Annotated in this window: 9 protein-coding genes; 1 reads left to right on the plus strand and 8 read right to left on the minus strand. The window is 57.9% G+C overall.

The genetic code is table 11. The features are described 5' to 3' along the window. Positions 1-526: 526 nt before the first annotated feature. A complete protein-coding gene (gene glnA / locus QP978_RS03780; RefSeq protein WP_048732575.1) occupies positions 527-1,963 on the minus strand; it encodes a type I glutamate--ammonia ligase in 1,437 nt (478 codons plus the stop codon). 404 nt (positions 1,964-2,367) lie between these two features. Here glnA and QP978_RS03785 point away from each other — a divergent pair, with 404 nt between their 5' ends. After that, the gene (locus tag QP978_RS03785) at positions 2,368-2,886 is read left to right on the plus strand and encodes an RDD family protein (protein WP_016423046.1); all 519 of its coding nucleotides are present in this window, start codon (positions 2,368-2,370) and stop codon (positions 2,884-2,886) included. Between the two features lie 2 nt (positions 2,887-2,888). On the opposite strand, the gene QP978_RS03790 is transcribed toward QP978_RS03785, so the two are convergent. The 7 genes from QP978_RS03790 to QP978_RS03820 form a co-directional block, all read right to left on the minus strand. Next, positions 2,889-4,508, minus strand: a complete 1,620-nt coding sequence (locus tag QP978_RS03790) for an aspartate:alanine exchanger family transporter (protein ID WP_172954657.1) — start codon at positions 4,506-4,508, stop codon at positions 2,889-2,891. Between the two features lie 268 nt (positions 4,509-4,776). Further along, positions 4,777-5,556, minus strand: coding sequence for a DUF4191 domain-containing protein (locus QP978_RS03795; RefSeq protein WP_069359204.1), 780 nt, complete (start codon positions 5,554-5,556; stop codon positions 4,777-4,779). Between the two features lie 93 nt (positions 5,557-5,649). Further along, complete coding sequence (lipA, locus tag QP978_RS03800) at positions 5,650-6,708, minus strand: lipoyl synthase (RefSeq protein WP_187399892.1); 1,059 nt, start codon at positions 6,706-6,708, stop codon at positions 5,650-5,652. A gap of 9 nt (positions 6,709-6,717) precedes the next feature. Then, positions 6,718-7,521, minus strand: coding sequence for a lipoyl(octanoyl) transferase LipB (gene lipB, locus QP978_RS03805; RefSeq protein ID WP_048732570.1), 804 nt, complete (start codon positions 7,519-7,521; stop codon positions 6,718-6,720). A 152-nt stretch (positions 7,522-7,673) separates the two neighbouring features. Continuing rightward, positions 7,674-9,299 (minus strand): inorganic phosphate transporter, encoded by a 1,626-nt coding sequence (locus tag QP978_RS03810; protein ID WP_016423042.1) that lies wholly within the window; start codon positions 9,297-9,299, stop codon positions 7,674-7,676. Positions 9,300-9,868: 569 nt separating this feature from the next. Beyond that, the gene (gene sucB / locus QP978_RS03815) at positions 9,869-11,899 is read right to left on the minus strand and encodes a 2-oxoglutarate dehydrogenase, E2 component, dihydrolipoamide succinyltransferase (RefSeq protein ID WP_070854088.1); all 2,031 of its coding nucleotides are present in this window, start codon (positions 11,897-11,899) and stop codon (positions 9,869-9,871) included. Positions 11,900-12,072: 173 nt separating this feature from the next. Beyond that, positions 12,073-13,611, minus strand: coding sequence for a leucyl aminopeptidase (locus QP978_RS03820; protein WP_070566890.1), 1,539 nt, complete (start codon positions 13,609-13,611; stop codon positions 12,073-12,075). Positions 13,612-13,812 lie beyond the last annotated feature (201 nt).

Consider the following 13,812-nt stretch of genomic DNA (forward strand, 5'->3'; position numbering starts at 1 on the left):
ACTGCGTAAATCTAGACCGTTGTGACACACCTCAATCATGCTCGAGCACAGGCCCACAATTAGGAGACACGCCCTAGCGCCACCCTCGCACGTATGGCCAATTTCCTGGCACTTATCGACGATTTTTCGTCACTTATCGACGGCTGTCCGGCACTTATGCGCACGGTATCCTCCCCACCCTGTCACTTGTCGATGCGCTGTTCACTTATGGCCACGCTATAGCGCATCGACAAGTGAATATTGCATCGATAAGACTGGGGCGGAGAGTGTGCAACTCTACTCGTGCAGGGGTCGCGGCCCTTTTGTGGTGGTGTATGACCCTGTTCAGGGGAGTGGCCCGGAACCGCGTACAAATTCGTGCTCACATACGCGCGCGTATGCGGGCCCAGGCGCCCGCAGCCAGCATGACCGCAATGAAAAACCGCCTGACCACATTAACTGTGGTCAGGCGGCATCTAACAAGCTCGTTGGGCGGCCATGAGGAGCAATGGGGGGTGCTTGCTGTGGCCGTCGTGAAGCGAAAACTTTAGCAGTCGTAGTACATTTCGTATTCCTGCGGAGTCGGGCGCAGGCGAACCGGTTCGATCTCGTTTTCGTACTTGTAGTCGATGTAGGTCTGGATGAGGTCCTCGGTGAAGACATCGCCCTCGAGCAGGAACTCGTGGTCATTGCGCAGGGCCTCGAGTGCGGCCTCGAGAGAGGTCGGAGCCTGCGGGATGTCGGCAGCTTCCTCCGGCGGGAGCTCGTAGAGATCCTTGTCGACCGGAGCGTGCGGCTCGATGCGGTTCTTCACGCCGTCCAGTCCGGCCATCATCATGGCAGCGAAGCCAAGGTACGGGTTGCCCGACGGGTCCGGGGCGCGGAACTCGATGCGCTTTGCCTTCGGGTTGGAGCCGGTGATCGGAATGCGAACAGCGGCAGAGCGATTGCGCTGCGAGTAGACCAGGTTGATCGGAGCCTCGAAGCCCTTGACCAGGCGGTGGTAGGAGTTCAGGGTCGGGTTGGTGAAGGCCAGTACCGCACCTGCGTGGTGAAGGATACCGCCGATGTACCAGCGAGCGATGTCCGACAGACCTGCGTAACCGGCCTCATCGTGGAACAGCGGCTTGCCGTCCTTCCACAGCGACTGGTGAGCGTGCATGCCCGAGCCGTTGTCGCCAGCCAGCGGCTTCGGCATAAAGGTGACGGACTTGCCCTCTTCCCAGGCGGTGTTCTTGATGATGTACTTGAAGGTCTGCAGGTCGTCTGCAGCGTGCAACATCGTGTTGAACTTGTAGTTGATCTCCTGCTGACCACCGGTGCCGACCTCGTGGTGGGCGCGCTCCAGGTCGAAGCCGGCGTCAGCGAGCTTCAGGCACATCTTGTCGCGCAGGTCCTGGTAGTGGTCGTACGGAGCGGTAGGGAAGTAGCCGCCCTTCAGACGGGTCTTGTAACCCAGGTTTGCAGAGCCGTCCGGGTTCTGGTCCTTGCCGCGGTTCCACCAGCCTTCGATGGAATCAACTTCGTAGAAGCCGCGGTTGGTGTCGGTCTCGAACTTGACGTTGTCGAAGATGTAAAACTCCGCCTCAGCGCCGAAGAAGCAGGTGTCGGCGATGCCGGTAGAGATGAGGTATTCCTCCGCCTTCTTCGCGACGTTACGCGGGTCGCGGGAGAACGGCTCGAGGGTAAACGGATCGTGGACGAAGAACTTGACGTTCAGGGTCTTTGCCTTGCGGAACGGGTCAATGCGCGCGGTGCTCAGGTCGGGCAGCAGTGCCATGTCGGACTCGTCGATGGAAGTGAAACCACGAATCGAGGAACCGTCGAATGCCAGGCCTTCGGCCATCGCGTCCTCGTCAAATGCGGATGCCGGGATGGTGAAGTGCTGCTCGATGCCGGGAACATCCGTGAAGCGGACGTCGACGAACTCGACGCCCTCTTCCTTGATATACGCGACTACTTCCTCGGGAGTTTTGAAGGACATGTGCGGTCTCCTTAGTTGGCCTTGTTTAGTACGCAGTAGGGAATTCTTGCACGATGTTTCGTGCACCTGCCGCGCTGTCAAGGACTGGCCGGTTGACGCCTTCAAGCTTAACGAACCACGCATTCATTCTGGAATTAGAACCACGAATTTCTGGCATGGTGCGTGAGAAATTCGCCAATACGGAACAGGTTACGCAAATAGGGAGCAGGTTATCTATTTGTGGAAACAAGGCAATACCCTGCGCATTCATGTCACACACGCTTTACGACGCGCCTTTAGCTCCCGTGCTGATAAGAAAATGGAAAAGGCGACGCAACATCGCCCCCGGATTACCCCCGCACGCGCTGAATGGCTGTCCCAGCCCGTGATTTGATAGCCGGATTGCTGCATTAGACTATGAACACATGGAAGAAAAGCACAGTTGGCTAGATGGCCCTCAGATTCCGGGAGAGTTCGATAATCCGGACAAGCTCTCGGACTATCCCGGCCAGGCATTGGGTCTTGCCCCCGATGGCCCAGGATCGCAAGCGACGTTGATGCGTCGCGTCGGCGGCATTCTCATTGACTGGATTATTTCCTTGATGATTGCCGGCGCTTTTTCGATGTTCTTCGGCCCGAGCGAGGCGCAGATTGACCAGTTCGGGGATTCGTTTATCGCCTGGCAGTCATTCCTTGCGACCTATTCGCCAGTTGTCTTCCTCATTATTGGTACGGTGTCGGTTTGGCTGTTCGCCCGCACTCCGGGCCAGTGGATGATGAAGATGGGTGTCGCTCGCGTGGACAAGCCCGGCGAGCGAGTTGGCTTTGTTCGTGCCTTCTTCCGCAGCTTGCTTACTCTTTTCTTGCTGCCGCCAGCAATCACCGACTCGGATATGCGCGGCATGCACGACCGTGCCACTGGCACGGCCGTCATTTTGGGTTAGCGCTATAGCACCAACACGACCAGGACCTGGGCGAGAATAATCTTCATGATCATGGCCATTGGATACACCGTTGTGTATCCCATTGCCGGCAACTCGTTCTTGGCCTGGTCGTTGACGTATGAGAGCACTGCCGGGTGAGTCTGCAAGCCCGAGAGGATACCCGCAGTTTGGCCGAATGGAATCTTCAGCACACGGTGACCGACAATGAGGGTCAACAGTGCGGAGCTAAACGCGATGATGGCGGCAAGACCCAGAACTGTCAGTGATGCCGGGTCAGACAACGCAGCCTGGAATCCCTTACCGGCAGTGGTGCCGATACCTGCCAGGAACAGTGCTAGACCCATGGTGCGGAACGCCAGGTTGGCCGAGTAGGGGATAGGCCAGACCAACGGGCCAGTGCGACCGACAGCACCCAGAATCAGCGCCACAACCAGTGGACCACCAGCGGATCCCAGGGCGAGCGAGCTGCCGCCCGGAAGCGGAATCTTGATGAGACCCACCAAGACACCCAGCGTAAGCCCAAGGGTGAGGGGCAAGAGGTTGACGTCGGAAAGCTTCTTGTAGGAGTCGCCGAAGAACTTTGTTGCGTCCTTGATTTTCTCTGGCGGTGCAACTACGCGGACGCGATCACCAAGCTCTAGGCGCATGTTTGGCTCTGCGACGATGTCGTGGTCGCCGCGGCGAATACGCGTAATGATTATGCCGTCCATGCGAGTCTGAAGTTCCGCAATGGGGACACCGACCACGTCAGATGCAGAGACGAAGATGCGACGGAAGTCCAGGCGACCGTCGTGTGTCGGATCACCCGGCATAAGCTCGCCAATGTACTCGGCGGCACGAGCAATTTCTTCCTCTGTACCGACGACGGAAATAATATCGCCGACGGAGACAGTGTCACCCGGAGACGGAATGTAGAGGTGGCCCTTGTACTCAATGCGCGAAACCGTGATGTCCAAACCGAACTTCGACGGAAGGTCAGTGATGGAAGGCAGGTCGTCCTTGAGAATCTTGATGTCCCGAGTATGTAGCGGAAGCGCGGCGACACCTGCGTCAATAGCTTCCTGGTCGTGATCGACGCGGAAGACCTTCGACATAATACCGATAGAGGCAATCACTGCCAGCACGCCGATTGGGTAGGCCAGGGAGTAACCAATCACCGGCATATCGTGGGCAGCGGCCAGCTCGCCCTTATCCGAAATGAGGCTAGGAAGAGCATCGACGATTGCGGCCATAGCCGGGGTGTTGGTCAGGGCGCCTGTGAAGGCGCCTGCGCCCTCCACCGGGTCGATAGGCAAAAACTTGATCAGCAAGAAAGACTCGATAGTGACAACTGCGAGCACACCAATGCCGAACAGGTTGTGCTTGATACCGCGCGAGCGTAACGAGCTGAAGAACTCGGGGCCCGCCTCCAACCCGATGGTGTAGACGAATAATGCCAGGCCCACGATGTAAATCAACGGGGAGATTTGAATTTCCGGCTCAATAGTCGCGAGGATAAGGCCGACGAAGAGGACGGCAGCCACGCCAAGCTTGAAGCCGAAGATCTTGATCTGGCCAATTGCCAGGCCAAGAAACAAAATCACTAGAAGCGCTAAGAGTTCATTTTCAGCCAAGAGTTGCACATATCCCATGGTGGCACAACTAGCAGTAATCTTCATTAAGCATTGTTTCCAGCAAGGATACGACCTTTGCTGACAGCGTGATAAGTGAGAGCAATCACTTCAACAAGACATCAATAACTGTGTGTGAAGACATGGCTTTAGGCATCGTTTTAAAGCTTTAAAGCACAAAAAAAAGGGGGCCCGAAAGCCCCTTTTTTCTGCTTCAACCTAGATTGCCCCTCGGCGGGTTGCCCGAGCAACCGACCCTGGTGAAACCTAGCTAAAACCTCTAGTGCTTCTTGCCGCGATTGGCGGCACGGCGCGCACGACGGTTCATGCCGGCCTGTGGGTTAGCGCCCTTCGGCATTGGACCCTTGGGCATGTTCGCGCGCGCATCGCGAATACGGTCCATCGACTGGATGCGCTCATTCAGAGCGTTGGCCTGATCCTTATTCAGGTTGCGCGGCAAACGCATGAGTTCGCGCTGCAGCTTCTTCGGCGGGACCTGGCCCTCGTCGCTACCAGCAATCATGTCGTAAATCGGCGCTTCGCCCGCAATGCGTGCCAGCGACTTCTTCTCACGAGCAATCATCTGCTTGACGCGGTTCGGATCACCTTCACCGACCAGCACAACACCGGCGTTACCAATAACACGGTGAACAGCATCCATGTGCTGATTAGCGACAACACCGGTCTTGACGTGCCAGACATAGCCAACGCCCTGACGCATATTGTCCAGCGTCCACGCTGCAGCGCCGGCCTGGCCTTCCGCCTCTGTGTAGAAGGACGCCTCAAGACGCTTAGAGAAGATGTACATCGCGACCATAAAGCCGATCGAGATACCAATAATCGTCAGAATCCAGGGCCAGACTCCACCAATGAGCAGACCAAGCAGTAACAGCAGGATAATTGGACCGAAGAAGCCCAGCGCCATGTAAGGCACGAGCTTGTTGTCCCGCGAGCGCTGCAGCTTAAACGCCTGCCACATCTGGCTACGAGTCTGCTTACGCTGAGCGCGCTTGGCGGCGCGGTTCGCCTTCTTCATTTCTTTCGCATCATTGGTCGCCATAATCACCAACTTTAGGGCATGCGATGTAGTTTTAGGCAATAGACCGCGCCGTAGCGCCGTTTCGCTTTACGACGGCGCTGCGGCCGTCGGCCTCTAGGAAGCCGGAATAGCCGAAGTGACTGGCGTATCCTCCGATGCGCCATAGCGGTCAAGCAGAGTCGAGGCTTCCTGAAGCGCGAGGTTGTTGTCGTTGTCGTCGGCAAGCGCGGACAGATGCGCAGGCAGTTCCTGACCGCGGTGCGCCAGTGCACGGGCGTAGAGTCGGCCAGCGCGGTAGGAAGAGCGGACCAGCGGGCCGGACATGACGCCGGCAAAGCCCATCTCTTCAGCGGTCTTGGAGAGTTTGACGAACTCCTCCGGCTTAACCCAACGTTCAATTGGATGGTGCAGTGGAGTGGGGCGGAGGTACTGAGTGATCGTCAGAATATCGCAGCCGGCATCGTGCAAATCCTGCATAGCGGAGATGATCTCGTCGTAGGATTCGCCCATGCCCAGGATGAGGTTGGACTTGGTAACTAGCCCAGCTTCGCGAGCGCGAGTGATGAGTTCCAAGGAACGCTCGTAGCGGAATGCGGGACGGATGCGCTTGAAGATGCGCGGCACCGTTTCCAAGTTGTGGGCGAAAACCTCGGGCTTGGCGTCGAATACCTGCTGTGCTGCAGATTCGTCGCCACGGAAGTCATCGACAAGGAGCTCGACTCCGGTATTCGGGTTGAGTTCGTGGATCTGGCGGCAGGTCTCAGCGTAGAGCCAGGATGCACCGTCGGGCAGATCGTCGCGGGCGACACCGGTGATAGTGGCGTAACGAAGACCCATCTCGCGGACGGATTCCGCAACACGACGCGGCTCATCCTTATCCAATGGGTCGGGCTTGGCTGAGTTAATCTGGCAGAAGTCGCAGCGGCGGGTGCACTTATCGCCGCCGATGAGGAAGGTGGCCTCGCGGTCTTCCCAACATTCGTGAATGTTCGGGCAGCCAGCCTCCTGACAGACCGTGTGCAAAGAGGCACCCGAGACACGGTTTTTCATGTCCTTGTAGCTGGGGCCCGGACGAACCTGGTTGCGAATCCACCGGGGCTTGTTCTCGATAGGGGTCTCGGCATTTCGTGCCTCGACGCGCAGTAACTTACGTCCTTCTGGCTTAACAGTCACAGTTTCATCCTACTCTTTTGTTGATGAGTACTCGAATATGCCGGTGGTGGAGTTGTGCTTCACCCGGTGTGGCAGGTCCTTCGTGGGGTCGGGCGCGGAGCCGAAGGAATGGTCGGCAACGGTCAAACGGCCTTCCAAAGCATCTTGCAAATCTGCCAGAAGCGACTCTGTCATCTCTGACACGCTAACATCTCGGTCAAGCTCCCGGGATAGGGTGGTCACTCCAGCGTCGGAGATGCCACACGGGATGATGTAGTTGTAGAACTCCATAGAGTTGTCGCAGTTCAGACTGAGTCCGTGCATGGTTACACCATGGGTCACGCGGATTCCCAGTGCCGCAATCTTTCGGTCGCTCAGTCCGTTTGATGCGGGAACCCATACCCCCGAGCGGCCATCGATGCGGCCAGCAGCCGCGATGCCGGCTCGGCGAACGGTTTGAATGAGGGCTTCTTCCAGTCTGCGGACGTAGTCCACCACATCGACCGGCTGAGCGAGCTTGATGATGGGATACATCACAAGCTGGCCCGGGCCGTGCCAGGTGATGCGGCCACCGCGGTCGACATCGACGACCGGCAACCCATTGGTAGGACGGTCCTCCGGCTGGGTGCGCTTTCCTGCTGTGTAAAGACTCGGGTGCTCAAGCACGAGAACCTGATCTGGAATTAGGTCTTTCGCACGCTTGGCAGCAAGGTCTGCCTGTAGGTGCCAGGTCTCTTCGTAGTCGACAAGGCCGAGATGTTGAATCTCGATGTCGGAGCTTGATTCCCGAATGGATTTATCTGCGCGAGTAAAAGGTTTTCTTGGGGCAGTCATGGTGGCCTATAGGATACGCCGAAATTCTGTAGGCCTCAGATTACTTGTTACTTGGATAGCGCCAAACTTACTTGGATAGCGCCAGACGTAAAAATACCCCGGTGGTCACTAGAAAGTGACCGCCGGGGTAAAAGTGGCGTGCTTTTGTGGGCTTAGCCGAAGACGACGCGGAGGATGGAAACGGTGATTGCCGAGATACCTGCAGCGGCCGGAAGGGTAATAACCCAGGCCAAACCAATCGGCTTCATCAGGTTCCAGTTAGCGGCACGGTTAACGATACCGACACCGAGAACGGCACCAATCAGAATGTGGGTGGAGGAAACCGGCAGACCCAGCAGGGAAGCAATCATAACGACCACAGCAGCGGAAAGCTCTGCGGCAAAACCCGATGCTGGGTGAATCTCAGTCAGGCCGGATCCGACGGTCTTGATAACGAAGCGGCCGATAAACCACAGACCGGAGATGAGAGCGACACCCATGGTGGTCATGACTGCCAGCGGGACACCAGACTCGGAAGAGATCTCGTTGGTACGGAGAACATCCAGAATTGCCACGAACGGGCCAAGCGCGTTAGCGATGTCGTTCGAGCCGTGGGAGAAAGCGAACGCAGCAGCGGTGAAGACCTGCATCCAGCTGAACAGCAGGAAGGTGGAACGATCCAAATCCTGACGCTTCAAAGTACGCGCGAAGATGTAAACGGCAAGCCACACTGCGGTGGCGATCATGCCCATAATCAGGAAGTTGTCCAGGCTGGAAAGCCCTAGGTGAAGGTTCTTCAGACCCTTGAACAGCATCATCGCGGAGATGACAATAGAGCCCAGGGCTGCTAGACCCGGAACCCAAGCTTCCAGCGCACGGTGAGCGCGGACATCATCAACCTTGGATTCGATGTGGACGAGCTTGCGGAAGTACTCAGACTCCAGGTCATCCGGAGTCCAGTCGTTGTCACGCATCGTCGTAGCGTCGCGAAGCATCGCGTTGGTGTACGAGATCTGATCGTGCTCAGGGAGCTTTTCGAAGTCGTCGCGGTGCTGCGCCTTGAGGTCCGCCTTTTCCTGGTGGATGGCCTGCAGCTGCTTGGAAGCCTTGTCGTTGTAGACGAGAATCGAGTTCTTAATGCCGCCGAACAGGAGGAACGCGACCAAACCGCCGAGGAGCGGAGAGAGGACCCAGGAAACGGCGATCTGACCAATCTGATCCCACTGGACCATGCTCCAGCCACCCTTGCCGGTGATGAAACCGACCGTCAGTGCGGCACCGACGATACCGCCGACGATGGAGTGGGTAGTGGAGACTGGCCAACCCATGCGGGTGGCAACGAGGAGCCACACTGCCGCGCCGAGAAGCGCGGACATCATGATGAAGGCGAACTCCATCGGGTCCAAACCGTGGATTGCGTTCAGGTCCACAATGCCGGAACGGACGGTGTCAGTAACCTCGCCACCAGCGAGGACGGCGCCCGAAACCTCAAAGACTGAAGCGACAACAAGCGCCTGCTTCATGCTCAGGGTGCCGGCACCGACTGAAGTACCGAAGGAGTTAGCAACGTCGTTACCGCCGATGTTGAACGCCATGAAGACGGCGAACGCGATGGTAATCAGAAGGATTGCCGTATTTGCCTGCGGGCCCACAAAGTCATAAGCCCAGAAGACAAAAATTACGATGTTGATTGCGAGAAGCCCGCCGAAGAAGAGGTGCCACCACTTATCTGAGGAGCTCGATTGCTCAGATGATGTGGTCCCGGTCGACGAACTAGTATTCGCTGGAGCCGAGGACATGCTCCACCTTTCTAAGTTACGTACAGAGAGCAAAAATAGGCACGCCAAAGAAGCCTGCTGTCTAATGATTTCTTAGATTGGTAAAGGCTAATTGCTAACTAGGTGACGGCGAGGTTAACAAATAATGAATTTAATTATCGCTATCTTCAGCTCTCGTCGGTGTAGCTGAAAGCGATAGCCGGAACTGTGTGCGGGGGTGTGTGGTGTTCTCGCATTTCGGCAGGACAAAAAGTATGCGCATTTGCTACTTGCAGCTTTGCTTTCGGTTCGACCCTCCCGCTGTCTGCTAATGGCTTAACGGCGCAATAACAGCACGTTAATTCTTTGTGCCGATGGAGCCTTTGCTAGCTATGTGTGGCTACGTGAAATCTGAGCACTAGCCAAGAATAGGGGGCCTGCGCATTTGAAGGAATCGCTGATTAGGTTCAACTGCGGGACGAATGCGGCAAAAGAAATACCCGCGTCAGCCGCAAAGTGCGACTAACGCGGGCAGGGAAGAGGCAGAACCTCCTGCTAGCAAGCCAGCTAGATTCCCGCGGCGCTACTACCCCAGGAGGGGAGCAAGCTGCTTAGAGCTGCAGATCCGATTCGAAGTTAGCAACCTCGAGGCGGTCAACAACGGTCGTCATGAAGCGACCTGCATCAGCGCCGTCGATCAGGCGGTGATCGTAGGTAATTGGCAGGAAGACCATGGCGCGAATACCAATGGCATCTGCCTCATTCTCGGTGACGACTACTGCGCGCTTCTTAATCGCGCCGGTGCCGACCATTGCGGCCTGCGGCGGAACCAGAATCGGAGTGTCGGTCAGAGCGCCCTCGGAGCCGATGTTGGTAATGGTGAAGGTGCCGCCGGACAGGTCGTTCGGGGTCAGCTTGTTGTTGCGAGCGCGGTCTGCGATGTCCGCAATAGCAGCAGCCAGCTCCGGCAGGGACATATCCTGAGCGTTGTGGATGACCGGGGAGAGCAAACCACGCTCGGTATCGACAGCGATACCCAGGTTGACCTGCTCGTGGTAGGTAATCTCCTTGGTCTCTTCGTTCCAGGAAGCGTTGACGTTCGGGTGGCTGACCAGAGCCTCAACGATTGCCTTTGCAAAGAATGGCAGGAAGGTCAGCTTTGCGCCGTGCTTCTTCCCGAACTCAGCCTTCTTAGTAGCGCGCAAATCCCAGATGGCAGTCATATCGGCCTCGTGGACCTGGGTCAGCTGTGCGGAAGTCTGCAGAGACTCGAGGGTCTTGGCAGCGGTGATCTCGCGGATGCGGTTGACACGCTGGGTGGTGCCGCGCAGCTCAGCGAGCTCAGGGCGAACGCCCTTGGTGGACCAGTTGGAGCCGGACTCAGCAGTAGTCTCCTGGCCGCCCTCGGCAGCGCGCAGAACATCCTGCTTACGAATGCGGCCGCCGATTCCAGAGCCCTCGACCTTAGTCAGGTCAACGCCGTGCTTGTCAGCCAGCTTGCGGACCAGCGGGGTGACGTAAGGAACGTCCTTGTTAGCGGAAGGCTTGGATTCAGCCTTCGGAGCCTCAGCCTTCGGAGTCTCCTTCTTCGGCTCTTCCTTCTTTGGCTCCGGCTTGGACTCTGCCTTTGGCTCTTCCTTCTTTGGCTCCGGCTTGGATTCAGCCTTTGGAGCTTCCTTCTTCGGTGCAGCCTTCTTTGGCTGGCCACTGCCAACGCGAGCGATGACCTCGCCGACGTCAACGGTGTCGTCTTCGTCGTAGAGGACCTCGAGCAGGGTGCCTGCGACTGGGGAAGGAATTTCGGTGTCGACCTTGTCGGTGGAAACCTCGAGCAGTGGCTCGTCGACCTCGACGGTGTCGCCGACCTTCTTCAGCCAGGTGGTGATGGTGCCTTCGGTGACGGATTCGCCGAGCTCCGGCATCTCAACGTCAGTAGCGTCGCCAGCGTCAACGTCAGTGGAGTCTTCCTCAGTCTCCTCGTTAGCCTTTACTGGCTCCTCGTCCTTCTCGACTGCGGCAGATGCCTCCTCGGCCTCTTCCTTGGCGGCCGGAGCAGCGTCTGCATCGCCAACGCGAGCGATGACTTCGCCGACGTCAACGGTGTCGTCTTCGTCGTAGAGGACCTCGAGCAGGGTGCCTGCGACTGGGGAAGGAATTTCGGTGTCGACCTTGTCGGTGGAAACCTCGAGCAACGGTTCGTCGACCTCGACGGTGTCGCCGACCTTCTTCAGCCAAGTGGTAATCGTGCCTTCGGTGACGGATTCGCCGAGCTCCGGCATCTCAACGTCAGTAGCGGAACCGGAGGCAGCCTTCGGTGCTTCCTTCTTTGGCTCTTCAGCGTCTTCCTTCGGAGCCTCTTCCTCGGTCTCCTCAGCGGAATCGTCAGCGCCTTCCGGCTCTTCGCCCGGCTCGCCGACCTTTGCGATGACCTCGCCAACATCGACGGTGTCGTCTTCTTCAAAGAGAATCTCGGTGAGAACACCGGCGACCGGAGATGGAATTTCGGTGTCGACCTTGTCGGTGGAAACCTCGAGCAACGGTTCGTCGACCTCGACGGTGTCGCCGACCTTCTTCAGCCAGGTGGTAATGGTGCCTTCGGTAACTGATTCACCGAGCTCCGGCATCTCAATAGAGGTCGCCATGTTTGTGCACTCCTCGAAAAGTTAAGAAATCTCGTTTTAAGACGGTTATTACAAATTAGCTTACAGGTTGAAAACTCTGCTTGCCCCGTGGGCTGCGCCCGCTTTCGACTGGTGCGTGGAATAGCTCATTCCAGCCAGGATTCCAGCCGGGCGGGGCGCAGTCGGATGACCGGCTACTTCGTTGCCAAATCCTCAATCACAGAGAACATCGTCCGAACCGGAACACCAGTGCCCCGCTTCGGGGTATAACCATACTCCCCGGTGGTGTTGAAGGCCGGACCGGCAACGTCGATGTGAACCCATTCAACATCCTCGCCAACGAATTCGCGCAGGTATGCAGCTGCAACACTCATACCGCCAAAGCGAGAGTTCGTGACATTCCGCAGGTCAGCCACCGGCGACTTCAGGGCCTCTGCTAGCTCAACTGGAATCGGCATTGCCCAACCATTTTCACCAATGCTCTGAGACAGCTCTGCAACACGGTCACGGAACTCGTCGTTACCCAGGACGCCCGGGGTGCGCTCGCCAAGAGCGACCAGCTGCGCACCGGTTAGGGTAGCGGTGTCAATCAGGTGAGTCGGCTTGTCTTCGCAGGCGCGGACAATGGCGTCTGCGAGTACGAGGCGGCCCTCAGCGTCGGTATTCAGAATCTCAATGGTCTTACCGCCGTACTGCGTAATGACGTCGCCCGGACGGTACGCCTTACCACCCGGCATGTTCTCCGCCATTGGAACAGTTGCGGTCACCGGGGTGGATACACCTAGGCGAGCAGCCAGGACGACTGTGGCAATAACAGCCGCAGCGCCGCCCATATCGGAGATCATGTTCTCCATGCTGGCGCCCGGCTTCAGCGAAATACCGCCAGTATCAAAGGTGATGCCCTTACCGACCAGGCCCAGCGAATTCTCTGCCGACTCATCGCCCTTCCAGATCAGGCGCACCAGGCGCGGCCCGCGCGAGGATCCACCACCCACGGCATTGAGGCCTCCGAAACCGCCGGCGCGCAGAGCGTCGTCGTCAAGCACCTCGACCTCGAGCCCCGCGTCACGGCCCAGCGCTGCAGCAGCGTCAGCAAACGTCTCGGGGTAGAGGTGCGACGATGCTGTATTGACGAAGTCACGCGCGGTGGCAACGGCATCTACAATTGCCGAAGCGCGCTTTACGACGTCGTCATCAGCGCCCAACACAACCACCTTCTGGGTGGCCTCGTTGCTTTCTTCGGTGCTCTTCTGACCGGAGTAAGCGTAAGCGCCCAGCGCAAAGCCCTCGGCTGCAGCCTGCGGATCGATGGCGCCGAGAGTGTTAAAGACCACCTTGGCCTTGGTCATACGGCGGGCAGCGGCGCCGCAGGCACGGCGGATGTCTTCCGCATCCAGGTCCTCAGAACCCACGCCAACGCCCGTGACACTGTCGACATCCAGGCCAGCAGGAGCCGGGATGGTGGTCACGGACTCGGCCTTAGCGCTGGCGGAGACTGCCTCAAAGGAGGCGAGCAGCTGCTCTGCAACCGAACCGATGGCCTCGGGTGCGACCAGCTCGAGACCATCCTCGCCGTCGATAAGCGCGACGAGAACCGCGTCGGCGTCCGCGGGCAGAGACTTGTCGGCAGCGATGACCACGCGAGTGCCGATAGCCGGCAGGTAGTTGGACAAAACTGCGGCGTTACGAGAAGCGCCGAGCTGTGCCGAATCATTGTTAGCGGGGACTGACATGTAGTTGCATCTCCTTGTAGTCGTACTATGTGGTACACCACCGTATCCCTATTTGCCGGTTCGTGTCCTTCACCCCTGGACAGCGGACTGACGAGCCAGCGCCACGACTATTGGAATGTACCCGCGCCTAGTGCCCGCGACGCTGACATTGCCCTGACTAACACGGTCTTTCGGGGGCGAGTATTGATACGACTCGATCCT

Source organism: Corynebacterium sp. MSK035, assembly GCF_030232615.1.
GTDB lineage: Bacteria > Actinomycetota > Actinomycetes > Mycobacteriales > Mycobacteriaceae > Corynebacterium > Corynebacterium jeikeium_D.